The sequence below is a fragment of the Rufibacter aurantiacus genome (assembly GCF_017916345.1).
In the GTDB taxonomy this organism is placed as follows: Bacteria; Bacteroidota; Bacteroidia; order Cytophagales; family Hymenobacteraceae; genus Nibribacter; species Nibribacter roseolus.
Map to the genome: position 1 here is coordinate 646,557 of NZ_JAFMSV010000002.1, position 23,897 is coordinate 670,453.

The 23,897-nt window shown below is 53.5% G+C and carries 14 protein-coding genes and 1 tRNA gene; 5 read left to right on the forward strand and 10 right to left on the reverse strand.

What is annotated here, in order from left to right; all coding sequences use genetic code 11:
• Nucleotides 1-163: 163 nt before the first annotated feature.
• Nucleotides 164-1,231: an NADPH dehydrogenase NamA gene (gene namA, locus J3P34_RS08110; protein WP_210487744.1), complete on the forward strand. Its 1,068-nt coding sequence runs from the start codon at nucleotides 164-166 to the stop codon at nucleotides 1,229-1,231.
• A 119-nt stretch (nucleotides 1,232-1,350) separates the two neighbouring features.
• Here namA and J3P34_RS08115 read toward each other — a convergent pair whose 3' ends face one another.
• The gene (locus tag J3P34_RS08115) at nucleotides 1,351-4,254 is read right to left on the reverse strand and encodes a triple tyrosine motif-containing protein (RefSeq protein ID WP_210487746.1); all 2,904 of its coding nucleotides are present in this window, start codon (nucleotides 4,252-4,254) and stop codon (nucleotides 1,351-1,353) included.
• Nucleotides 4,255-4,494: 240 nt separating this feature from the next.
• On the opposite strand from J3P34_RS08115, the gene J3P34_RS08120 reads away from it, so the two are divergent.
• On the forward strand, nucleotides 4,495-4,800 hold the full coding sequence (locus J3P34_RS08120) for a hypothetical protein (protein WP_210487748.1): 306 nt from the start codon (nucleotides 4,495-4,497) through the stop codon (nucleotides 4,798-4,800).
• Between the two features lie 155 nt (nucleotides 4,801-4,955).
• Here J3P34_RS08120 and J3P34_RS08125 read toward each other — a convergent pair whose 3' ends face one another.
• Entirely contained in the window at nucleotides 4,956-5,399 is a 444-nt protein-coding gene (locus tag J3P34_RS08125; protein ID WP_246853595.1) for a nuclear transport factor 2 family protein, read from the reverse strand.
• A gap of 168 nt (nucleotides 5,400-5,567) precedes the next feature.
• Here J3P34_RS08125 and J3P34_RS08130 point away from each other — a divergent pair, with 168 nt between their 5' ends.
• Nucleotides 5,568-6,311: an SIMPL domain-containing protein gene (locus J3P34_RS08130; protein WP_210487750.1), complete on the forward strand. Its 744-nt coding sequence runs from the start codon at nucleotides 5,568-5,570 to the stop codon at nucleotides 6,309-6,311.
• A gap of 217 nt (nucleotides 6,312-6,528) precedes the next feature.
• Here J3P34_RS08130 and J3P34_RS08135 read toward each other — a convergent pair whose 3' ends face one another.
• Together J3P34_RS08135 and J3P34_RS08140 are read right to left on the reverse strand one after the other, a co-directional pair.
• The gene (locus J3P34_RS08135) at nucleotides 6,529-7,215 is read right to left on the reverse strand and encodes a hypothetical protein (RefSeq protein ID WP_210463559.1); all 687 of its coding nucleotides are present in this window, start codon (nucleotides 7,213-7,215) and stop codon (nucleotides 6,529-6,531) included.
• 755 nt (nucleotides 7,216-7,970) lie between these two features.
• Nucleotides 7,971-9,110 (reverse strand): cystathionine gamma-synthase, encoded by a 1,140-nt coding sequence (locus J3P34_RS08140; RefSeq protein WP_210487751.1) that lies wholly within the window; start codon nucleotides 9,108-9,110, stop codon nucleotides 7,971-7,973.
• Between the two features lie 124 nt (nucleotides 9,111-9,234).
• Here J3P34_RS08140 and J3P34_RS08145 point away from each other — a divergent pair, with 124 nt between their 5' ends.
• Both J3P34_RS08145 and J3P34_RS08150 read left to right on the forward strand, forming a co-directional pair.
• Nucleotides 9,235-9,930 (forward strand): TVP38/TMEM64 family protein, encoded by a 696-nt coding sequence (locus J3P34_RS08145; protein ID WP_210487752.1) that lies wholly within the window; start codon nucleotides 9,235-9,237, stop codon nucleotides 9,928-9,930.
• Nucleotides 9,931-10,007: 77 nt separating this feature from the next.
• Nucleotides 10,008-10,081 (forward strand) — tRNA-Arg (locus tag J3P34_RS08150).
• Nucleotides 10,082-10,389: 308 nt separating this feature from the next.
• On the opposite strand, the gene J3P34_RS08155 is transcribed toward J3P34_RS08150, so the two are convergent.
• The 6 genes from J3P34_RS08155 to J3P34_RS08180 form a co-directional block, all read right to left on the reverse strand.
• Nucleotides 10,390-10,767 (reverse strand): hypothetical protein, encoded by a 378-nt coding sequence (locus tag J3P34_RS08155; RefSeq protein ID WP_210487753.1) that lies wholly within the window; start codon nucleotides 10,765-10,767, stop codon nucleotides 10,390-10,392.
• Nucleotides 10,768-10,934: 167 nt separating this feature from the next.
• Nucleotides 10,935-12,524 (reverse strand): glycoside hydrolase family 32 protein, encoded by a 1,590-nt coding sequence (locus tag J3P34_RS08160; protein ID WP_246853596.1) that lies wholly within the window; start codon nucleotides 12,522-12,524, stop codon nucleotides 10,935-10,937.
• A 122-nt stretch (nucleotides 12,525-12,646) separates the two neighbouring features.
• Entirely contained in the window at nucleotides 12,647-15,004 is a 2,358-nt protein-coding gene (locus tag J3P34_RS08165) for a GH32 C-terminal domain-containing protein (protein ID WP_210487754.1), read from the reverse strand.
• A 96-nt stretch (nucleotides 15,005-15,100) separates the two neighbouring features.
• A complete protein-coding gene (locus J3P34_RS08170; protein WP_210487755.1) occupies nucleotides 15,101-18,826 on the reverse strand; it encodes a LamG-like jellyroll fold domain-containing protein in 3,726 nt (1,241 codons plus the stop codon).
• 260 nt (nucleotides 18,827-19,086) lie between these two features.
• Complete coding sequence (locus J3P34_RS08175; RefSeq protein WP_210487756.1) at nucleotides 19,087-20,826, reverse strand: RagB/SusD family nutrient uptake outer membrane protein; 1,740 nt, start codon at nucleotides 20,824-20,826, stop codon at nucleotides 19,087-19,089.
• Between the two features lie 30 nt (nucleotides 20,827-20,856).
• A complete protein-coding gene (locus tag J3P34_RS08180) occupies nucleotides 20,857-23,886 on the reverse strand; it encodes a SusC/RagA family TonB-linked outer membrane protein (protein ID WP_246853597.1) in 3,030 nt (1,009 codons plus the stop codon).
• Nucleotides 23,887-23,897: the final 11 nt, after the last annotated feature.

Genomic DNA, 23,897 nt, shown 5'->3' on the forward strand with positions numbered 1-23,897 from the left:
GCCGAGTGTCCACCTTTGGGAAATCCGTTTTAGGGTTGTTTTCTACAAAACAACCCTAAAACGGATTTCACTTTTCGGGCATTAAAAGTTCATCCTGCATACACAAGCCGCCATCAAACTCGTAAGCACTGGGAATAAATCAACCTTGCCAATTCACATTTCTATGAGCACTCTCTTCTCTCCCCTGCAGATAAAAAGCATACAACTCAAAAACCGCATTGTGGTCTCACCCATGTGCCAGTACTCCAGCCAGGATGGTTTTGCCAATGACTGGCATTTAGTGCACCTGGGCAGCCGGGCCGTGGGTGGCGCAGGACTGATCATCCTGGAAGCCACGGGCGTCTCGCCGGAGGCCCGCATCACCCCTGATGACCTGGGCATCTGGAAAGACGAGCACGTGCCGGGACTCCAGCGGATTGTCTCTTTCCTGGAGGCGAACGGCTCGGTGGCCGGTATCCAGTTGGCGCACGCGGGCAGAAAGGCCAGCCACCGCTCGCCCTGGAAAGGAGGCTCTGCCCTGCACCCCGGCGAAGAAGGCGCCTGGACCACCGTGGCCCCCAGTGCCATCCCTTTCCAGGAAGGCGGCATCACCCCATTGGAACTGGACCAAGCCGGCATCCAAAAGGTGATAACAGACTTCAGAACGGCGGCGGCCAGGGCACTGGAGGCAGGCTTCAAGGTGGTGGAAATTCATGGCGCGCACGGTTACCTGTTGCACCAGTACTTCTCTCCGCTAAGTAACCACCGCACCGATGAATACGGCGGCTCTTTTGAGAACCGCATCCGACTGTTGCTGGAGGTGGTGGCCAGCGTGCAGGAAGTCTGGCCCCAGGATTACCCGCTGTGGGTCCGCATCTCGGCCACCGATTGGGTAGAAGACGGCTGGAACGAGAATGACTCTGTGGAGCTGGCCCGCATTCTCAAAGACAAAGGGGTGGACCTCATTGACACCTCCACCGGCGGCAACGTGCCCAAGGTGCGTATTCCCGTGGGACCGGGTTATCAGGTGCAGTTCTCGGAGAAAATCAGGAAAGAGGCCGGTATCATGACAGGTGCGGTGGGCATGATCACCACCCCGCAGGAAGCGGAAAACATAGTGGCCAGCGGCCAGGCCGATGTGGTGCTGCTGGCCCGGCAGTTACTCAGAGACCCCTACTTCCCGCTGAGGGCCGCCAAACAGCTGGGCGTGGACCTGGAGTGGCCGCCGCAATACCAAAGAGCCCGTGACTAAAACCTACCTAAGACTTTACCTTGTAGGTAATATGCATCCGCCCTCGGTTTCAGGCCTGTTTTCTGTAAAACAGGCCTGAAACCGAGGGCGGTTTGTTTAACGCGAAAACCAGAAATGGCTTAAAACTTCAGCATGAAATCGGTGAGGTTCTCGCTACGGTCCAGGCACAGACGTTTCCTTAAACGGTAACGGCTGATTTCCACGCCCCGCACCGAGATGTTCAGCAACTGCGCGATGTCTTTGGTGGTGAGGTTCAGGCGCAGGTAGGTGCTAAGCTTGATTTCCTGCGGGGTGAGGTTGGGGAACTGGTCCTGGAGCCGGTGGATGAAATCGCCGTGCACGTGGTTGAAGTGGAGTTCAAACTGCTTCCAGTCTACCTCGCTGGTGATGTTCTGGTCAATGCTTCGGATGATCTTTTTCAATTCCTCCTGCGGGGCAACGGACCCGCCGTTGGTCAGGATCTCCTGCAGTTCCAGCTTCACGTTGCTCAGCAGCTCGTTCTTGTTGATGAGGTGGATGGTGGAATAGGTCAGCTCACGGTTTTTGTGGTCCAGCTCGGCCTGGAACTTCTCGTTGCGCAGGCGGTCAATTTCCTGCTCGCTCTGGTTGGTGATGTGCCTGATCTCAATTTCCTTCTGACCCAGCTTGCGCTCTTTGTCCAGCAGAATGCGGCGTTTCTCATTCTTGAACCGCTTGTCTAACTGGTAAAACGCCGCTCCCAGCAACAGCAGCCCCACAATGGTGTATACCATATAGGCCCAGGTGGTGCGGTAGAAAGGCGGGTTCACCACAAACGTGAAGCTTTTGGCCTGGCTCACGGTACCGTAGATATTACGCGCCCGCACCTGGAAAACATACGTCCCCTCGGGCAGGTTGGTGTACTCTTTCTCGGTTTTGGTGGTCCACTCAGACCAGCCGGTGTCAAAGTTCTTCAGGAAATATTGGAACTGCGTTTTCTCGGGCTTTTCGTAAAAAGAGGCCGCATACACAAACCGCAGCGAGTTGAGTGCGAAAGGCAGCTCGGTATCGGCGGCATTGTCCAGCAGGCGGCCGGAAAGTAAGAGCGAATCTGCCTCGTTGGAGATGGTGTACACCCGGGCCAGGCGCGTATGGAACGGCACCATGCGCTTACTTTTGGCCGCGTTGTAGTGGATGAATCCTTCCTTGGCCCCGAAAAGCACGTTGTTGATGTCCAGCACCTGGATGGAGCTCAGGTCATCATTGAGTTGCTCGCGCAGGTTCTTGAACAGCTGGTCCTCCAGCGTCGGCTTCCCGAATTTATCAAATGTGATCTTGCCCACGCGCTGGTTTGAGATGAAATAGATGTTGCCCTGCACGTCCTGTTCCATCTCAATCACGTGCTCATTGGGGGCAAACAACTTTGAGTACTGCTTGTCCTCCACAAACCGGTCTTTGGCCTTGTCAAACCGGTACACGCCAACGAGCGCGGGAAAGATGAGCTCGTTGCCTATCTTCTCCATGTTCACCAACTGGTCTGAGGGCAAGCCGTTTTTAGAGTTGTAGAACCTAACGGAGGCGATTTTCTCCTGTTTCTGGTCCAGCTTTATCCGGAAAATGCCTTTGTAGCCGTGGGCCATCCAAAGTTCGCCGTCTTTATCAAAGGCCAGCACCCTGGACGACTCATCCAGGCCCGGCAGGTTCCGGAGGAAACTTACTCCCTGCTCTGTGGCCGAAAGCAGGCCTATGCCATTGTAGCCACCCATCACCACTTTATCAGGGGCGTTGGGCAGCGGCACAAACTCCCAAGCCCCTATTCCGGTGGCCGCATTCAGCAGGGTAGCCTGCCCGTCTTTGATCAGATAAGGCCCGTTGTGGTGGCCCATGAGCACCTGCCCTCCCACCTGGTCCAGGTGGTAGACTTGACCGGTACTGTTGGGCACCAGGGAAAAACGCTTCTTATTGGTTGATACCTCAGAGACATACAAGCCGCTGTTGGTACCCACATACAAGGCATTCCCCTTCTGCAAAGCCGCATAGCCGGTCCCAGACAAACCTGTGGTTCCGTCCAGCCGACTGAAAGGCGAGCTCAACTCTACCATGGCAATGCCGTTGTTCAGGCCAAGCCAAAGGTTCTCCTGGGTGTCCTGGTACACGGTGTGGATGGTATTGTCCAGCAGGCCTTCCTGCATGGTGGTGTTCAAGAGCAACTGACCTTGGTTATTCACCAGCACCAGCCCTTTGTTTTGGGTGGCCAGGGCAAAATTCCCGTCTTTTAGCAATAGCGCCTGGTTAATGATGAGCCCGCCCCCGGTCAGGTCCGGCGCCATCTGGAACGGAGTCACGGACTGACCGTCGTACAGGAAAGCCCCATCCCGGATGGTGAAGATGATAAGCTGGTTTTTGGCGAAGGGCAGAATGGAGGCAATGGGCTTTTCCGCGAAGAAGCTTGTGCCGGGCAGCAGACGTAGTTTATTGTTCTCTAACAGACCCAGTCCCTTGCCCACCATGAGGGTATAGATCTCTTTGTTTACCTGGTAGGAGAAACTCAAGGGGCTGCCCGGGGCTATGACCTGAAGCTTTTTACCCGGGGTATAGGCGTAGATATTCTTGAAGGTGAAAAAGTAAACCTGGCCATCCTGCTCATAGATGCGCCAGACCTCGTCAAAGTTGCGGTATTTCTGAGGCAGGCTGTCAGCGAGAGAGAAGTACTGGAGTATGCCCTGCTTGTTGGGCTTGTAGAACCCGAAGTTGGCCTGGCTGCCCACGTAGACCCGATTATCCTTGCCCACATACACAGCCCGCATTTTAATGCCGTTTTTGGAAGAATGCAGTTGCCAGGTGGCGCCGTCAAATTCCAGCAACCCAAAGTTATTGGCGATGTACAGCACCTCCCGGTCATCCTGCACAATGCCCCAGCTCTGGATGCCTCCCTTGAACTCCTCGGGCTTGTAATTCCGGATGATAGGATTGCCGAAGAAGTAATGCTGGGCCTGGACTGTTGAGGTGACCGCCATCACCAGCCAGACCAGAACTAACCGTAACAGAACCCCTTTGCTTCGCATACTTAATGCAACTTTAGAATTTTAGTCTATAAATGTAATGATGTATTTATGGATATTTAATTATAAGTCTAAGTTTTTTAATAAACCAACACAACTACCCCAAAATGCCTTTCTTCCCTGCCTGATATAATTCTGATGTAGTGGCCCAAGCCCATTTGATGTAGCCTCTTGCGTAGCGTATCCGTTCAGCCTGCCTACCTATACAGGCGGCAAATAAAACCAACTGCAAAGTGACGGCTCATGAAAGAAAAGCTTCTCAAATCTTTTAGCCAATACCCAGGTGAGATTGGTTTTGCGCTGGCCTCCGGCTGCAGGCAGGTCATCTTTTTCACCTTCAGAGCCAGCCGCCTGGCCAACGCCACTTACAACTGGAAACTTCCCTCAGGAGCAACCCTGGTGAGCGGGCAGAACTCTCCGGAGGTAGTCATCAACTGGGGCAAGAAACCCGGCAAGGTGCGGGTGAAAGTCCAGCACAAAGGCGAGACCTACTCCAAAGCTATGAGTGTGAAAACCAAACCGGTTTTCGGCAACGTCTCCGCTCTGTAGAAGACACTAATTTGAAGGCCCGAATCAATCCTTAGGCAAGCACCGCAATGCTAAGCCAACCAATAGTTGTAAGGCTCTTTTCAGGAAAACAAAGCAAAAACGCCAGCTATAGTAGCTGGCGTTTTTGCTTTTATGGCTTGACCAGAAAAATCGGTTTACAGTTTGTAAGACTGGCGGGCCAGCAGTTTCCAGGCACTGCCCTGTTTTTGCCACACCTGCATCACGCCCATCTTCACGCTTCCGGGAGTGCCGCTGTCATTCGTCTGCCCCATGAGCTTGTGCCGCACAATGGCGGTCTTGCCGGTCACCTGGATGGTTTGCTCGGTGAGGTCCATGGTCACGAAATCAGACTTGCCGCTCGCAATGGCTTCCACGAAGGCCGCTTTGTTTTCTACTTTCCCGCTGGAGTGCCCGTAGCTCAGGGCATTCGCCACCATCGCTTCCAATGCCAGGCGCTCACCCGCGATCATGGCCTTTTTCAATTGCTCCACTGCGGCGGCCACCTGCTTTTCATCCTTGGATTGCGCCTGGGCGGAAGCCAGAAAGCCCATCAGGAAAATACTCAGTAGGCTCAGGCATCTGCTCACGTGACGACTCATTGGCTCAGGGGTTTGGTGTATCTAAAGATAGCCATTCTTCTTGTAGTACCCTTCTGCTAGTTTGGAATTCCTTTGGGACCTGGCGCCAAACATTTCTTCATCGTTTTTATGGAAAACGGCGCAAACCAGCATCATGGTGGTTGACATAAACCTCTTTCTCCCTGCCATATGAAAAAATATCTTCTCCGCCCGTTCGCCGCGCTCCAGGTGTGGTCTCTTCTAGTATTGGCTCTCCTATCAGCTTGCAGTCCGCAGGCGGCGGCTCCGCCCCGGAACGTAAAGGTGCTGGGCTTCGGCAGCGTTACTTCTTACCCAGACCTGGCCGAAATCACCGTGGAATCCTCCTTTACCAAACCCGCTATGCGAGACGCCGTGCAGGAGATGAAGATGGTGACCGAGGAGGTGCTGGCCCTGTCCCGGCAATTCACATCCAAGCCCGAGGACATCAGAATCAGCAGTGTCTCGGCGAACAAAGAGTATCAATATCTGCGAGACCAGACCAAATTCATAGGTTACAACACCTCGCAGTCCATCACCATCAAACTCACCAACCTCAAGCGACTGGAGTCTTTCATGGAGGGCCTGCTGAAAACCCGCATCAACCGCATCCAGCACATCCGCTACTCCCACACCCAGGCCGACAGTCTGCAGCGCGAAGCCGATTTATTGGCCCTTAAAGAAGCCTCCAAAACCGCCGACCAACTGTGCCGCACCTCAAACGTGAGCAAGGGCCAACTGCTGGAGATGGCTAATTACAACTCAAGAGGCCGTTCCATGATTGGCGATGCGGTGATGGCCGAGGAAACCAATATGCGGCTGGAGGCCAAAGGCATAGGCACTACCGGGCTGCGCATGACCCCGGACCTCATCATTTTCAGCAGCACCTGCCACGCCACCTACGGGATAGACTAGATTACCAGAAGCGGCTCTGGCTGTTTCCTCCAGTAGAAATCCTGGTTCAAGCACAAACCCTGGTTCAAGTTTTCAACTTAAACCTCCATTGCCGGAAAGTTTGCAAATCTCGTGAGGCGACAGCCTCAAACTGGCTCCACCGATTTGGAAAAGAAAGCTTCACTACAGAATGGATCGGCCTACCTCACACCTAGCCTTCAGGATGGAATTACTTCCTTTATAGCGTGAACGGTGGTTTCTCCTGGTTTCTCCAGATGGTTTGGGCCAGCTCGTTCAAAGCCAGACGCGTGCCTCTGAAACCTTCGGCTAGGAGAGCGTACACCTGCGCTAGTTCCAGCTGATAGGCGAGTTTATGGTTGGCAGCTGTCTTGAAACTGGACCTCCCCACCGATTCATAGAAAGAAGAATCCGGGGCGCCGCGCTGCTGCCGTTTCTCAATCCATGCGTGGAACATGCCGGAGAGGAATAGCGCGTAATTTCCTATATGAACCCTGATGAGAAAAGCCTCAGCGGCCGATGCCTTGGACAGCGCCTCCAGCATCTCCACGATGTAGTGGAACTGCTGGGGCATTTTCTCGTGGGGCGAGTGCATGCGCTGCACCGAGGAGAATTGCCAGAGCAGGGCGCCAATGTAATCGGCGAGTTCGCGGTCTTCTATGCCCTGCCGCCGCAGTACCGTGCGGGCCAGCACATAGAAATACAGCTGCTGCGATACCGCTACCTGCCCTTCCCTGGAAAGCAGGGCTTTGGGCAGGGCCTCATGGTCCAGCATCTCGTCTCGGCACTCAGGGTCGCTGAGCAGCTCTACCAGACTGATGCGCTGCCCCTTTTGGCTGGACAACACGCTGGCCACGAAATCAAAATCATTGGCAGTGAATTGAGCTCGGCAATTGGCTAATACCATCGGTCACGCTCCTTTCCATTGGGTAACTGAATATACAAAATTGAATTCTGATAAGCACGAAAGTCCTTATCTTCTTTCCTTATAAAAACGGGATTGAATTTTGGAAGGTTATCCATCAGAAGCCGGAATCTGGCTCCTTAGCTGTTTTAGCCCTCTTTTCAGAAAACCGGCACAAAAACTATTTCAGAATCTAATGATGATATGTAGGGGCAATCCCTTGTGGTTGCCCTTGTTCGGTGCTGAGTGCAGTTTCGTTTGCCCGTAATAACACCAACAACGACTAACATACCACTAATGGCCACTTTCCGAATACTCACTTTTTAGATACAATACCTGATCGTCCCCCTTTGAAGGGGGTAGGGGGATGATTGCTCGTGCTGGTTTGGCGTTTCCGAGATACATTATGAATCGTTTCATGCCTGTTGCAGATGGTTCTTCAAGCGCCTTTGTCATCCCCCTACCCCCTTCAAAGGGGGACGAAATGCGTGCTTGTTTTTATCTATGTTTTAGGAAAGGAATACCGCCGTTGTTGCGTGTTCTCACCAACAACCAGCACTGCGGTAGAATGCGCCAGTGCAACCACAAGGGATTGCCCCTACAAACCACAGAAACGGCTGCTGCTTCAAGTCTGTTTTTCAGAAAATCGGGCTAAAACAAAAAGCCTGCCCGGCACCAACACCAGACAGGCTTTTCTCTCTATTGACAGGAATTCAGCAACCCAAATTCACTCAATCATTCAATCACTCTATCAACCATTAACCAATGGCCTGCTCCAGATCGGCGATGAGGTCTTCCACGTCTTCAATACCTACGCTCAGACGGATGAGTGAGTCTGACAGGCCGCCTTTGAGGCGCTCTACCTGCGGAATGCTGGCGTGCGTCATGGTGGCAGGGTGACCGCAGAGCGACTCCACGCCCCCCAATGACTCGGCTAGGGCAAAGTAATGCAGCTTCTCCAGCACCTGGATAGCGGCCTGGATCTGGTCATCTTTCAACTCAAACGAGATCATCCCCCCGAAATCACGCATCTGGTCCTGCGCGATCTGGTGGTTAGGATGGTCCTGGAAACCCGGCCAGAACACTTTGCCCACTTTGGGGTGCTGGCGCAGGTACTCGGCAATCTTGCGGCCGTTCTCGCAGTGACGCTGCATACGGATGTGCAGGGTCTTGATGCCGCGCAGCACCAGGAAGCAGTCCTGCGGCCCGGGTGTGCCACCGCAGGCATTCTGCAGGAACGCCAGGCGCTCGGCCAGTTCATCGTCCTTCACCACAATGGCGCCCATCACCACGTCTGAGTGACCGGCCATGTACTTGGTGAGCGAGTGCATCACAATATCGGCGCCTAGATCAAGCGGCGTCTGCAGGTACGGTGTGGAGAAGGTGTTGTCCACCACCAGCAGCAGGTTGCGTCTCTGGCAGATCTCGGCGGCGCCTTTGATGTCAATGATGTTGAGCAAGGGGTTGGTAGGCGTCTCCACCCACACCATTTTGGTGTTCTCGGTGACATACTGCTCAATGCTGCTGATATCGGCCATGGACACGAACCGGAACTTGATGCCGTACTCCTGGTACACTTTGGTGAAGATGCGGTAGGTGCCGCCGTACAGGTCATTGGTGGCAATGACCTCATCGCCGGGCTTCAGCATCTTGATGATGCAGTCTGTGGCGGCCATGCCCGAGGCGAAGCACAGGCCGTGTTTTCCGTTCTCCAGCGCCGCGATAGAGCTTTGCAGGGCGCTGCGGGTGGGGTTGTGGGTACGCGAATATTCATAGCCTTGGTGGTCGCCGGGGGAGCGCTGCACGTAGGTGGATGTCTGGTAGATGGGCGTCATGATGGCGCCAGTGGTAGGGTCTGGCGATACGCCAGCGTGTATGGTCTTTGTTCCGAATTTCATAGAAGTCTTATACGGTAGTAGCGGCGCAAGTTAGAGAATTGGAGGCAAGTTTCCAGTTCGGGTTTCTTCGGCGGCGGAGACGGTTTTCCCGTACTCTCCAGAAAATACCCGATATTCGGCGCTTATGTGGAAGAAACTCCTGAAACAAAATACTGGTACGCTTCTTTATTCTCTGTTGCTGGTAGTGGTCCCGGTTTTGGCCAGTTCCGGCCTGGCCCTCTGGCTTTACCATAACCAGGAACTGCTCCAATCCCTCTCCCCGCTGCAGCAGATTCTCTATTTTCTGATTGTCTCCCTCACCATGGCCTTTGCCGTCACGCCTACCACGTTTGTGGCGCTGGCCACCGGCTTCTTCTTCGGTTGGGGTACTTTCCCGGGCGTGGTGGTTTCTTATGGGGTGGCGGCCTTGATAGGCTATGCAGTGGCAAGGCTTATTGACCATGGCAAGATGACGGCTTTCCTGCACCAGTTCCCCAAGGCCGAGGGGGTGATGAATGAACTGCGGGGGCACAGCCTCAGCCTGATCATTCTCACGCGCATCTCGCCGGTGCTGCCATTTGCCTTCATGACCTTTGTGTTGTCGCTGGTGCAAGTGCCTCGGGGTCGCTTCCTGCTGGCCAGCATGCTGGGGATGTTGCCCCGCACTATCTTCTTTTTCTGGATGGGCACCCAGGCCCAGGACCTGCTGGCCCTATTGAAAGACCCCAACGCCGGCACCTCAGGGAAGTTATTGCTGGGCGCTTTGGTGGTGATTTCCCTGGGAGGCCTCTATTTCTTGCTGAACAATGCAATTAAAAAAGCCTTAAACAGAAGCAGATAGCATTTTTTTAAAGTTTTTTTCACCCCAAGACTTGCGCAGCTCCGTAAAAGCTTCTACATTTGCATCACTAAATAACTGGTCACGTAGCTCAACTGGATAGAGCATCTGACTACGAATCAGAAGGTTTGGGGTTCGACTCCCTACGCGACCACATTGTTATTTAAAACAGCCTGTGAGACAATTTCTTACAGGCTGTTTTCTTTTTATGCGTTCACATATACGTACAACTTCTGCTGTCCTTCTTATTTCTAGTACCATCAATTAGACAGTGCGTAAATTTTTACGCATCTACTCTTTTGCGCAGCAAAGAACATAAGTACTGGGAGGGATGCATAAACCATATAAAGGTGCATTTTATAAACGGATGGTTTAAGCAAGTTCCGGTATAACAGATAAAGGATCTTGCTGCTTTTCTATTAGCACAGGCTGCGGCTTAAGTATTCCCCTACTTAATTCTGCCTAACTTTTGGCTACTCCCTTACCACGCTGAACACCAGCATTATAGCCATACCGTTTTCTGAACAGGTCTAACGCACTCCTGAGACTGCCTAGCGCATCGCCCGCGAAGGGGCTTTTCTCTTTCGTGTTGAGGTAGGTCATCCAGTCAGTGGAGGTGTACCCGTTCAGGCCCGGCTGCATGTCCAGGAACTGCTTGGTCAGGGCGGGCTTCACGCCGCAAGGCTCATCCTCGAACACTTTGCCGTAGCGGTCCCCCAGTTTGGTGTAGACGAAGCCCATGCCTAGAAAGAGGACTTCCTTGTTCCCAAACCCGGCCAGGTACCAGGAGGCCCGTTCCGTGGACTTCAGCCTGATGTAGTTCACCTTCGTTTTTCCCATAAGCAAAAGGCACTATCACTGGACTTGGTATGTTGCAATAGTAAGCCCCACTAATCGCAAAACACAAATTTATTCTGCTATTAGATTCTGCTCTTTATCATTGATAAAGTCTCCCCTGTTTCAATATGCCGCAACAGGGGAGACTTGTTATTTTCAAGGCATTCTACCTAAGCAGGGTTATTCCAGATTGACTTCAAAGAATATGCTTTGCTATCCTGTAACCTTGTAGTACCCGTTGAGATCAACTCCACTTTCGTAAATTCTTCTGTGGGGAAAAATATATCTGTCATTACCGTTTTACCGTCATTCGCAAAAACTTCCACGGAAGCTACGTCTACTAGAAGATGCAGCCTCAATTTTCCATTTTCCAAGGTTAATGGAGCGGTATGTTTGCCGGGGAAGGTATCCTTAAAGCCCATCTTGCCTGATTTAGTACGATCAATGTAAAGCTCTTTTCCAGTGACAGAGTAGCCAATGTCTATATGCTCCCCTTTTGTGTTAGAGAACCTTATAATTACCTCTTGCCCTTGTGAAACATCTAGGTTCAGGTCCAGCTCCAGCAGGGAGGAATTCAGTTTGTAGCGCTCGCTCAGGTTCAGGGTGCCGTTTACCTCTTGGGCTTTGAGGGAGGCAGTCCCTGTGCGTAGTTTCTGCAGTTCCTTCACCGGCGTGCTAAACAGCCTTACGCCTTCGCTCATTTGCTGTAGCTTGAGTTCGCGAGGAACGGTCATGGCACTACGCCAGGTAGCGGTGGGTACCTCGTTTGCGTACAGCCAATTGCTCATCCAACCCAAGAACAGGCGACGTCCATCTGATTTAGGAACGTTGGCCCAGGTGACACCAGCGTAATTGTCGGTGCCGTAGTCTAACCAAAGGGTCGTTTTCATGGGATTATCGCTTTTGAAATTTTTCCCGTCAAAATCCCCAATGAAGTACTGGGTAGCCGAGCCTTTGTTCGGTCCTCCTGGGTTCAGGCTCACCAACAGCACCCATTTCTGTTTACCGTTTATGGAAAGCGGGAACAAATCCGGGCATTCCCACACACCACCGTGGGCCGCCGCCGTCTTCCCGAACTCGCTCAGCTTGGTCCATTCTTTTAGGTTATTGGAACCGTAAAATTCAATGTGGTCCAGAACCGCCAGGGTCATGACCCATTGCCCAGCTTCCTCGTTCCATGAGACTTTGGGGTCCCGGAAATCGCGGATGCCGGGGTTCTTGAGCACGGGGTTCTGCTCGTACTTCTTCCAGGTGCGGCCGTTGTCCAAGCTGTAGGCCATGCCCTGGGTCTGGAAATCATTTCTGCCGGCTTTCTCCAGTTTCTCGCTGTGGTAAGTAAAAATGGCAACCATGGCAGGATTCTCTTTGGTGCCCAGGCCCGAGGTATTGTTCACGTCCACCACGGCACTGCCCGAGAAGATGGTCCCGTTTTCATCGGGGTACAGCGCAATGGGCAGATGCTTCCAGTTCACCATGTCTTTGCTCACGGCATGGCCCCAGTGCATGGGTCCCCAGGTGGTGCCTCCGGGGTGGTGCTGGTAGAACAGGTGGTACTCGCCTTTGTGGTACACCATGCCGTTGGGGTCGTTCATCCATTTGGCCGGGGGCGTGAAATGGAACTGCGGGCGGTGCTGCTCGGTGACCTGGCGGCTCACGACATCCTGACCGGTTTGGGAGGCAGCGTCCCGGCTAAGGTTGCAACCCATAGTGCCGGCTAGCAGCAGGGCGCTAAAAAGATGTAGGGCTTTTGTACGTTTCATATTTCTTCGGTTTGTCTTTTCTTTGGGGTTTGTTTTTGATGTGTTTCAAGCAAAAGAGGCCTAAAACCGTGGGGTGCGTGTGATTCAATTACATCAGGAGCCACAAGGGTTTAGGTGATCTTCTAGAAGCCTTTGGCCTTTTCTGCTTCCTGGGTTTCGTTCATGGGTTTCAATTCCCAAACCTGCATTTTTTCGATCAGAACCTCCTGATCGGACCAGATTTTTATGCCCAAGGTGTCTGCCAGCGAGGGGTACATGCGGGTGGTGAGGCTGTGATAGGAGTTGGCGTAGGTCTCCACCATGGAGTGATCCAGGAAAATACGGAGTTTCAGGTTCTCCCTGCCTATGTCCAGCTTGCCTCCTTCCAGCCCCTGTATTCTGGTCTTGCTGGTTTTGCTCCGATCGGTCATAAGGCTGGCGGTAGCCTTATCATAGTAGATCAAAGTCTCCTCTTCGCCATCAGGAGAGCAGCCTACTTTCAACCCGAATTTCTGCGCCTGCTGCGGATTGATCTCTACCTGGATTTCCAGCATAGGGCCTTTCACATCGGTAAGCAGTCGGTTGGCCTCCAATATCTTTTTGCCCGAGAAGTTCACGAGCTCTTTCTTTCTGAGGGACTTCAACTCGTCAATGGGTTCTACTAGCAATCTACCCTCCTTGTTCAAAGAGAGTTGTACCGGCAGCCCTGCGTTGTGCGCCCAGCCGGCGGCATGCTCCTCTCTTGAATTCCGGTTGCCCTGCGCGATGGTGAAGATAATGACGCGTCCGGTTTTGGGGTCTACCATGCCGCTGGGGCCAGTAAAGTGGAAATCACCCAGATCAATCAACTGCGGGGTTGCCCCATCGGGCACAAACCTGAGTTGGCTTTTATCAAAGCGGCCCAGCCAGTAATACACTTCCACATCGGCGCCTTTGCCGACGGGGCTCACCAGGAAAATATACTTCTTTTCACCATTTGGGTACTTCCCGATGGGCAGGAACACAGGCAGTTCCCAGATGGGCCCCAGGTTGGGGTATTGCTGGTAATTGAACTGGTAGAACGGCCCGTGGTATTCCCAGTTCAGCTGGTCTTTGGAACTGTACAGCAAAGCCGTTCCGCCGCTGCCGGGCAGGCCCGATCCGTTGAGCAGATACCATTTTTTATCGTCCTCGTCCCGCCACACAAAGGGATCCCTGAAGTCCCCGAACAGCCCCACTCCCTTCTGTTGGGTGATCAAAGGTTTGGGATGCTTCTGCCACTCTACCAGCATGGGGTCCTTGATGTTTTTAGGCCTGGCCAAGGCTACCCGCTGGTTGGGCGAGGCTTTGTCATTAGCGGCCGTGAAGAACAACACCGGTTCTCCGTTCTGGTCATAGCTCGCGCTCCCTGACCAGATCCCGTCCGGCGACAGGGTGTCGTTCTCTGGGTACAGCGCCGGCGGCAGGGCTTTCCAGTGCACCATGTCAGGGCTCACCCAATGGCCCCAATGGATCTGCCCCCAGTAAGGCCCCAGCGGATTGTGCTGGTAGAACAGGTGGTAATTTCCGTTGAAATAAAACGGCGCGTGCGGCTCGTTCATCCAGTGCGCCGGGGCTATGGCATGGAACTGCGGACGGTGCCGGTCGCCGGCAAACTGCGCCGGGTCTAAATGGATGTCCTGCGGCCTGATCTCCGGTATCTTGCCTCCGTGGGGTTTGAGGTAGGCCTGGTACGCTTGCCGGATCTCGGCTGCAGACAGCGCCCTGCTGTAGATTTTGAGCTCATCCATCAGCCCGTTGAACATATTGAGGTCAAAGTACCGGGCCAGCTTCTCGTTCTGGTTGTGCTTGCCGATGAGCAGGTTCACAGAGGAAGGACGGATGCTGGTTCCGCCTGCAGGATTGGGGATTGCGTTTTCGGCCACTTTCTCGCCATTCAGGTATAAAGTGGCCCGGGCAGTGGCGGCATCATAGGTGGCCACTACTTGAGACCAGGTGTTTCTCGGTAGCAGGTTCTTTTCCTCCCATACCTCTAACCACTGGTGGCCGGTACCTACCTGGAAAGACAGGCGCCCGTGCCGGAACATGCCCAAAGCAAACCCCTCCATCTTCCCCTTATTATGCTGATTAACGATGGCCGACAACTTTCCTTCGGCCCCGTGCTCAAAGGTGCGGGGCGCTACCCAGACACTGATGGAAATTGCCTGAGTAGGCGTCTTGAACGAGGCGGCGGGCCTCTCCAGCCAAGTAGAATAGCCATCGAACTGCAAGGAGCCGTTCACAATGCCGCTGGCGCGCCACGATGGATCACTGCTGGGCTTGAACTCTGCCTTGTTAAAAACAAAATGGACGCTATCGGTCTGGTGACCGGGGGTGTCTTTGGCAATCTTGCCTTTGCCTTCGTCAAAAGACCAATGGGAGGTGAGGCCTTTCTCGCTGTTTTGGGGCAGTTTTGCCGAAAGAAGGCCTAAAACACCCACCAGCGATAGCCCCATCAAAGTCCTGGAGAGAATGCTATTCATTTTAAGCTCGTTTTTAAAAATCGGGGAAAAACCATACCGTAGATGTTGTCTCAAGGAAAGCTACCGGGGTAAACCAAAAGGCAGATAAGGTGGCCATTATCTGATCAGAACCCTTCTGGTGAAAGCGCCCTGCGAAGTGGTGACGCGCACTACATAGATCTGCCCTTTGGCCAGGTGGTCCTTCACCGGAACCACTACCCGGGTACCCGATCTGATGGGCTGCTCCTGCCATTTCTGGCCCTGCAGGTCAAAAAGCTCCAGGTGTACCAATTCATTTTTTAAGCTGGATAAGTCAAGGGTGAAGGCTTCTTCGGCGGGCATGGGGAAAAGGCGGACCGCTTTGTACAAACTCTCCTCCTCTTGCATGCCTGTCACCTGGCTGAGAACGGGAATGACCAGGTCATCCAGGTTCAGGTGCCCGAAGCCGCCTGTTTCGTTGTCTACTATCTTCAGGTAGCATTTGGTACCCACGTAGCTTTCCGCTTCCAGCACCTTGGGCGCATAGCCTTCATCATTCAGGCCGGTGGTTTTTAGCAACACCTCCTGGTCTGAGGCCCGTACCAGGGCAACGTATAGGGTGCTCAGGTTTTTTCCTCCGCCCAGCAGAAAGGTGATTTTCCCGTCGCCGCCCAGGGTGAATTCCGGGGTCTTCAGTTCGCCGGTCTGGGCATCGCCGCCGCTTTTGAATCCCCAGAGGTGGAATTTGCCCTGGTGGTTGAAAGGACCGCCCCAGCCCCAGTCCGCTTCGGCGGTGATATCCGCGAGGCTAAACGCCTGCCCCGTCACCGTCAGGTTACTGAAGTTCCCCTGCTCAAAATCATACTTTAGGTAACCCGTGGAGCTTCCTGGCAAAACGGTGAGGGTGCTTTGGTCTGTGAATGCCCCGTCTTCCGTGGTGGCGGTGATGGTTGTCGTGCCCGTGGAAAGGGCCGTCACTTCCCCGCCCGCGTCAACGATGGCGACGGCCGAATTGCTGGAACTCCAGGTGACCTGCTTATTAAAAGCATTGGCGGGTTGCACGGCGGCAAACAGGTTGGTCCTGGCACCTACCGACAAGGTTATCGCCTCTTTTTCCAAAACCAGCCCCGAAACAGCTAGTCGGTAAGGGATCTGGATGTCATCTAAGTTGAGGTGCCCCCAATTTCCGGTGGCTTTGTCTACAATGGCTAAAAAACACCTGGTGCCCACGTAAGCCCCGCCGTCCAGGATTTGCCGTTCATAGTGCTCCTGGTTTTTACCGGTGACCTTGGCCAGCACCTGGTTGTCAGAAGCCCTGACGAGCGCGACATAGAGTTGACCTGGGTTATTGCCGCCACCCAACAGGAACGTGATCTTGCCATCGCCGCCCAGGATAAACTCAGGGGTTTGGAGCTCGCCGGTCTGGGCATCGCCCCCGTCTTTGGTTCCCCAGAGGTGCCGCTGGCCTTGCTGGTTGAAGGGGCCTCCTCCCTCCCATCCGTTCGCGGTGGAAATATCCGCTGGGCTAAAGGCCTGTCCTGTCACCACCAGGTCGCTCAGATTCCCCCCTTCCAAATCATAGCGCAGATAATTCACCGGAAATTCACCCGGAGTTGCATTTGGTACCGATTGCGCCAGGCCCCACCCTTCTACCGAGGTAAATTTGGTGGTCCCTCCCTGCGAGTACAGTTCTACCCCCTCGCTGGAGGCCTGGGTTGGGTAGATCCGGAAAGAGAAGGCCGCCGCATCATTGATGAACACATCAACCACTGAGTGATCCATGAAAATCTGGAATTTATGGGGTTTCCCGAAGGCTTTCACGTCATAGCTCCCAGACAAAACCACTTTTTCCTCGGCCTGCACAGATTTGGATGACTTCATTTTATCCAGGAATACTTTCTGTTGTTGGGTGTCATAATACAGGGTAGTTACCTCGTCCCACGCCGGGGATAGCCGAAGGTTGAAGCCGTACCGGGTTCCGGTGGCGGTAGTATCTACATACGCCACCAGTTCTTTGCTCTTTCCAGCCAGATCTGGCATGGGAGTAGTGGCCGTCACCGACAAATCAGAATACTTTTTGTAAGTGGCGGCCTGCCGGATGTTGGCCAAACTTGCCAGCGGCTTTTGGCCCAGGGTTTTACCATCGGGCAGCAGGTACCAGGTCCGAGGCAAAGAAAACAGGTGCGCCCAGCCCGCCGCCAGCTGCGCCTCGGAAGAGCGCCGCTCATCCACAATCCCGATGCCTACCAAGTTATTCTGGTAATCCGTCTCAATGGTAGGTGAAAGGTGGCCATGGATCAGGTCCAGCATTTTGGGTTGGGCATAATCTGGCGTGAACCTGCCGTTCTGCCACACGCCGGTCCAGTACACGGCCCGGGTGTATTTGCTGGGTCCGTACTTGCCAATGCTGCCGCCAATGGGGTTCACCACCAGCACATGCTTGCCATTCCCTAAAGAGGCAAACACCGGCATCTCCCAGATAGCGGAGCCAATGTCCATCTGGCTGTAGGGAATTGACGCGAAGGTGGGGTTAAAGGTCCAGTTGAGTAAATCCGGGGAGGTGTAATAGGCCAGTCCTCCCCCGCTGTTTAAGGCCGCCCCGATGATCATGTGCCAGGTGTTGCCCTCCTGCCAAATAAACGGGTCCCGGAAATCATTCACGTTTTCTTTCCCGATCACCGGCCCGTGCTTTTCCCAGGTTTCCAGGTTTGGATCAGAACTGGTGGCCAGAGCTATCCCCGGGTTATAAGACCCGGAGTGGTTCACATTGGTGTAAAAAGCGTAGGCTTTGTTCTGATGCATGATCACATCGCCGGACCAGATCCCTTTCATGTCATAGCCAGCGGTGGAAGATGATTCCAAGGTGGGCCACAGCGCATCTTTCACGTTGGTCCAGTTCACCAGATCGGGGCTCACCATATGTCCCCAGTGCATCTGGGTTTTGAACGGTCCATTGGGCGTACGCTGGTAAAACAGGTGGTACTGGCCGTTGTGCTTCACCAAACCATGGGGCTCATTTGTCCAGTTGGCCGGTGGCAGGGCATGGAAGATGGGGCGCTGCAAATCCTGGTCGAAACGTTCTTTTGGTACTTCCAGTGAGGTTACTCCCAGACTGCCAGCTTTGGTCTTTTCGCTTTCATAATGGCTCAAAACCGTGGCGGCCTTTAAGCTTTGGTCGTAGAATTTGGTTTCATCTATGGCAGCATTCAGGGCGTTGAGCAGAAAGATCCCGTCCTTCCGGTCGGTGGTACTTTTCCCAAGAAGCAGAGGTCCAGTGGCCTCGGTTAGCTCTCCGTTGACTGGAATAGTGAGGGTGCCGACTTCTGCCCCATTGAGGTAAAGTTTGATATGCCCCTTTTCTCCATCTATCACGGCGGCCACGTGCACCCACTGGTACAGCGGAAAAAGATCCTTGGCGGGGCAGGTGTAGATTCTCCCGTTGATGCTGGCTTTAAAAAACCAGTTACCAAAAGTATTGATTCCCAATTGAAACCCGTTGGCCCCGCTCATCTGGCTGATGATCGCCGATGGGGTTAAAGAGGCAAAAGGCACCTCCGCATCTGAGGGGTAGCTTTCCAGGTTGATCCAAGTTTCCAGGGAAAACTGCTTTTTGTAGTTGAGGCTGGAACTTGCCTCTACCCAGGTGGAGAAACCGTCCAACCGTAACGCCTTTCCGTTGATGCCCTCTACCCGCTCAGGTTTGTTGAAATTGTTCTTGATGGGGAAACTCGCCCCTGAAACAGACTCTACCGCCGTGGCTGCCCCGCTGGCCTCGTCAAAGGGAAAGTGCAGTTTGGGCGTTTGCCCAAAGGAGACCACGGAAGCCATCCAGGTGAAGAGTACAGGAAGGTAGATTTTTTTCATTCGGTTTCACTTTGCTGATGGGAGAGGTTAGAAAAGCCAAGGGGTGTTCCAGCGGATTGAAATGGGCAATTCACCACTGAAAATCCGTGTTTCTGTTTTGGGGCTGAATTCCTAAAAACGGCTTTAAAACAGTTGGCCGGATTGACCCAGTCTCAAGAGCATTAAGGGCAATAATAATCAGGGATCCCCCGCTGTGTTTTAGGGCTACTTTTAAGGAATCGGGCAGAAAATGGCTTCTGCCCGATTCCTTGAATTAATGATTAATAGCCAGGGTTTTGGGCGTATAGGCCGCCGGAGAAGTTGATCTGGGCCTGCGGAATGGGAAAGTACTCGTCACGGCCTTTCTCGAAGCGGGCGTTCTGCAGGTACGTTCTCACGTCCTTTTCCTGCGCGAAGAACTCGTTGTTGAGCACATGGTCCGCGATTCCCCAACGCACCAGGTCAAAGAAGCGCTCACCTTCCATGGCCAGCTCCAGCTTCCGCTCAAACCGCAAGGCTCGGCGGGCGAAATCCTGCGTCCAGTTCACGTTCACGCCCGGCTGGTACAGCCCGATCTGATAATTAGCGGCGTAGTCTGTGGGGCCGTTGTTGTTCCAGGCCAGCACGTAATTGCTGCTCTTGGCACGCTCCCGTACCCGGTTGATCAATGGCACGGCTTCCTCCTGACGACCCAATTCAATCAACGCCTCGGCTTTCCAGAGCAGCACATCCGCGTAGCGGATAAGCTGCTGGTTCAGCGCCGATCCGCCCCAGGGCCAACCTTTCACCATGTAAGGAGACTCCGGTGACACCAGGAACTTCTTGGTGCTGTAATAGCCGTAAGTAGCCGGTTCCCGGGCCCAGGATTCATTGTAAGGACCACCGGTGAAGTTCTTCCAGCGGATTCCCAGACGCCCAACGGTGAAGTCTAGGCGGGGGTCCACAGAGTTCTCGAAGGCATCCTGCACCGTCATCAGGTCGGAGTTGTTGTAGGTATCTAGCTGCGGCAAACCATTGGCATCGGTCTTATAGGAGTTCACCAGGTTCTGGCTGGGTTGGAAGAAACCATCGCCGTTGTAGGCCGGGCCTTTGGGGGCGTTCAGCAGGTTGCTCCAGTTGATGCGGCCATTGGTGGTGCCGTCGCCAATGGAGTACTGGATGGAAAAGATGGACTCAATCCCGTTCTCATGCTCCACCATGGACAGCTGCTGAAAGTCTGAGAGCAGGTCATACCCTCCCTGGGAAACCTGGTCGCAGAGGCTCACTACCTGGCTCAACAAGCCTTGGTCTACGCTGATCACGTTGTGGTTTTCATCCTGCTTATAAGCCCGGTACAAGGTGGCTTTGGCCTGGTAAGCCAGGGCAGCGTACTTATTGGCTCTGCCTTTCTCGGGTTGGGTGGGGGGCAGCACCGCAGCGGCCGCGGCAAATTCACTTGCAATCTTCTCCAGGATCTGGTCGCGGGTAAACTCATTATTGCTGATCTTGATGTGTTCCTCGGTGGGCACATTCTCATCAAAATAAGGGACTTTGTTAAACAATCGGCTTAGCTCAAAGTAGTAGTGGGCCCGCAGGAATCTCATTTCTCCCAGCCGAACGCTTCTCAATGGAAACTGCTGGTCAGTCATGGCATTCAGCACCCTGATGGCGCTGTTGGCACGCTGCACGCTGATGTACAAGTGGTACCATTTGCGGTCCAGCAATCCATTATTGGGGAAAACCCCGGTGAACGTTTCAAAGGCGTTGAACTCCCAAAGGTCACCAATACCTCCGCCGCCTTTGTAGGCGGTTTCCGCCCGCACGTCGCCGTACACCCAGTTAGAAGTGGGCGATAAGAAGGCGGCTTCTGACCCCTCAGGTCCAGCCAAGGCTGAATAGGCTGCCGTGCAAAGGGCTTCCACCCCGTTGGGCGATTTCAGGATTGCCTCGCTGAGCGTTCCCTTGGGGTTTGATTCCAGGAAATCGTCTGAGCAGGAGGAGAAGACTAAGAGTAATGCCAGTATGATGCAGTTATATTTCATAATAGTAAGTCTTTGGATTGATTGAAAGGCTTAGAAACCAACATTTACCCCAAAAGTGACGGTGCGCGGAATTGGGTAAGGATACCCCAGGGTCTCAGGGTCAGCACCAGTGTATTTGGTCAGGGTGAACAAGTCCTGGGCCTGCAGATAAGCTCTCAGGTTCTTCACCCGTAACCTGCCAGAAACCGAGGCTGGTAAAGTGTAGCCCACCACCAGGTTCTTCAGTTTGATATAGGAGCCGTCTTCAATGAAATACTCAGACCCGCGCCCTTCATCATTCAGGTTCACCGCGGTTAAGGCAGGAATGTCGGAGTCAAAGTTCTCGTCAGGGTTCCAGGCATCCAGTAATCTGGTGCCATGGTTTCCGGTCCAGAGCTGGAAGAAATCGGTGTAGAACTTGGCGTTGTTCCAGGCGTCCCTTACCATGCCGGTGAAGAAGATGGAGGCATCAAAGGACTTGTAGTTCATGCCCAAGTTAAGGCCACCGGTGAATTTGGGAAGGTCAGTACCAAGCCAGGTCCTGTCTTTGTTGTCAATCACCTTGTCTCCGTTGATGTCCACGTACCGGATGCGGCCTAGGCCTTTGCCTGGTTGCGTGATTTCATCGTTCAGGTCAGCCTCGGTGCGGTAAAGGCCATTGGTTTTGTATCCCATCCAGGAGCCGAGCGGTTGGCCTACTATACTCTGGTCAAGTCCATTGCCTCCACCCCAGGTATATAAGATGTCTTCTGGCAGTGAGGTGATCTTGTTTTTGTAGGCCGAGGCGGTGAAAGTAATGTCATAGTTGAAATCACTGCCAATGCTGCTGCGCCAGTTGATGATGCTCTCAAAACCCTTGTTGTTCATGGAGGCCCCGTTGTAGGCCATGTACCCACCTTCGCCAATGATGGCGATGTAAGGCCGGTCAATGAGCATGTCCTCGGTGTTTTTGTTGAAGTAGTCCAGGGTTATGCTCAACTTGTTGTTCAGCATGGCCAGGTCTACCCCGAAGTTGGTTTGGGTGGTGACCTCCCACCTGATATTCTGGTTACCGGACCTGATCTTCACAATCCCGGTAGGGATCACTCCCTGGTTCACGCCGCTCAGGTCATAACCCGCGGTGTTCAGGTTGATGCCGTATTTGGTGTAAGTAGCTTCATTATCCATGAGGTCATTCCCGGTTTTACCCCAGCTGGCTCTTAGTTTTAGGTCAGACAGCAGGGAAACATCTTTCAGGAAGCTCTCCTCACTGATTCTCCATCCACCGGAGATGGCCGGGAATACGGCCTCGTTGTTGTTCTTCCCAAACCTGGAGGAAGCATCCTGCCGCACGGTCCCGGAAAGCAGGTACTTGTCCATGAAGGCGTAGTTCAACTTCCCGAAGTAAGACACCATGGCGGTGCGGGAGGCTGAATTCCCGTTGAGCTGCGCCCCGCTTCCCCCGTTCAAATACCGGTAGTCAATGTCCTCGATCAGGAAATTCACCCGGCGGCCGAAAAGGTCTTCGCTGGTGAATTCTTTGGCTTCCATCCCGGCCAGGGCAGTCAAAGAATGGTCTCCTAACTGAACAGTGTAGTTGGCGGTATTGGTGAAAATGTATTCCAGGTTGTTGCTGTTGGTGACGTTGAGAATATTGGTATCAACCGTGCGGTCACCTTCTCTCCATCTGGGTTCAAAATTGGAGGCAAAGCTGTTGTTGTAATTCAGGCCCAGGTTGGTTCTCAGTCTCAGGTTCTTGATGGCCTCAAGTTCAGCGAACAGGTTCCCGAAGATCCGCCATTGGTTTGAACGGTTATCTCTTTGCTGATTCAACAACCGGATGGGGTTGGGCTTATCGCCAAGGCCCTGAGTGGGTCCGGCATAGCCTCCGTTGATATCATACACTGGAATCAAGGGGTGTTGAGCAATCACCAGTTCTTCAATCCCGCCGGGCTTGAACTTCTCGGTCCATCTGCTCACATTGACATTCTCCCCTATTCTCAGCCGATTTTTGAAAAAGCCGTAGTCTGAATTTAACCGCACATTGTACCGGTTAAAGTTGGTGTACTTGATCAAGCCATCCTGATCAAAGTAGTTGAAGGAGAGAGAAGCCGATCCGTTTTCTGATCCTTTGGAAACAGACACGTTGTAGTTCTGGAGCAGGGCGGTTTTATACACCTCGTCTGCCCAGTTGGTATTGCCTGCCCTGATGGTTTTGTTCAGGTCAATGAACTCAGGGATTACCGGGGTGGGTCCGCTGCCGTACTGGTCATGCCGCGGCTGAACGCCGTCATTCTGGTAAGCCTTCCAGTAGACTTCGCCCCACTGCTGGGCATTCAGCATTTTAATACCGGTGTGGAAGTACTGGGCACTTAGCTGCGCGTCAAAATCAACTTTGATCTCTCCTTGCCTGGCTTTCTTGGTGGTAATGATGATTACCCCGTTGGCGGCCTGGGTACCGTAAATGGAAGCCGAAGCGGCATCTTTCAACACCTGGATGGACTCTACATCATTTGCGTTCAACAGCGTGGCAATGTTGGCTCTGGTCTGCACGCCATCCACCACATACAAAGGAGTACTGTTGTTGATGGTAGTGATCCCCCTGATGGAAACCCCTGTTCCTACCCCACCGGGTGTTCCGTCGGTTACTACAGTTACTCCAGGCAAGCGGCCTTGCAGGGAAGACATCACGTTACCCGTTGGGATGCTGGTGATATCCTTCATCTTCACTACAGAAACCGCTCCGGTGATATCTGCCTTCTTCTCACTGGTGTAACCAGTCACCACCACTTCCTCCAGGGCTTTTGCGTCGGTTTGCAGGCTGATCTGCACATTGCTTCTGCCGTTCACGGGTACTTCCTGCGAGATGAAACCAATATAGGTAACCACCAGCACAGCGTTGCTGACTGCTCTTACCGTGAACTTTCCGTCGGCATCAGTGGCTGCGCCCGTGGTGGTGCCTTTCACCACCACCGATACCCCTATCAATGGTTCATTCTTGTCTGCTGAAACAACCTGACCGGTTATCTCCCCCACATCCTGCGCTTTCACGGCCTGAACCATGCAGAACAAAATGAGGACTAAGTGTAAGACTCTTTTCATATGGTTTGGTT

Coding starts and splice junctions, on each gene's coding strand:
- J3P34_RS08180 (WP_246853597.1), bottom strand. CDS start 23,886: ATGAAAAGAGTCTTACACTTAGTCCTCATTTTGTTCTGCATGGTTCAG.
- J3P34_RS08140 (WP_210487751.1), bottom strand. CDS start 9,110: ATGAAATTCGGAACAAAGACCATACACGCTGGCGTATCGCCAGACCCT.
- J3P34_RS08120 (WP_210487748.1), top strand. CDS start 4,495: ATGAAAGAAAAGCTTCTCAAATCTTTTAGCCAATACCCAGGTGAGATT.
- J3P34_RS08115 (WP_210487746.1), bottom strand. CDS start 4,254: ATGCGAAGCAAAGGGGTTCTGTTACGGTTAGTTCTGGTCTGGCTGGTG.
- J3P34_RS08130 (WP_210487750.1), top strand. CDS start 5,568: ATGAAAAAATATCTTCTCCGCCCGTTCGCCGCGCTCCAGGTGTGGTCT.
- J3P34_RS08135 (WP_210463559.1), bottom strand. CDS start 7,215: ATGGTATTAGCCAATTGCCGAGCTCAATTCACTGCCAATGATTTTGAT.
- namA (WP_210487744.1), top strand. CDS start 164: ATGAGCACTCTCTTCTCTCCCCTGCAGATAAAAAGCATACAACTCAAA.
- J3P34_RS08125 (WP_246853595.1), bottom strand. CDS start 5,399: ATGAGTCGTCACGTGAGCAGATGCCTGAGCCTACTGAGTATTTTCCTG.
- J3P34_RS08165 (WP_210487754.1), bottom strand. CDS start 15,004: ATGAATAGCATTCTCTCCAGGACTTTGATGGGGCTATCGCTGGTGGGT.
- J3P34_RS08155 (WP_210487753.1), bottom strand. CDS start 10,767: ATGGGAAAAACGAAGGTGAACTACATCAGGCTGAAGTCCACGGAACGG.
- J3P34_RS08160 (WP_246853596.1), bottom strand. CDS start 12,524: ATGAAACGTACAAAAGCCCTACATCTTTTTAGCGCCCTGCTGCTAGCC.
- J3P34_RS08145 (WP_210487752.1), top strand. CDS start 9,235: ATGTGGAAGAAACTCCTGAAACAAAATACTGGTACGCTTCTTTATTCT.
- J3P34_RS08175 (WP_210487756.1), bottom strand. CDS start 20,826: ATGAAATATAACTGCATCATACTGGCATTACTCTTAGTCTTCTCCTCC.
- J3P34_RS08170 (WP_210487755.1), bottom strand. CDS start 18,826: ATGAAAAAAATCTACCTTCCTGTACTCTTCACCTGGATGGCTTCCGTG.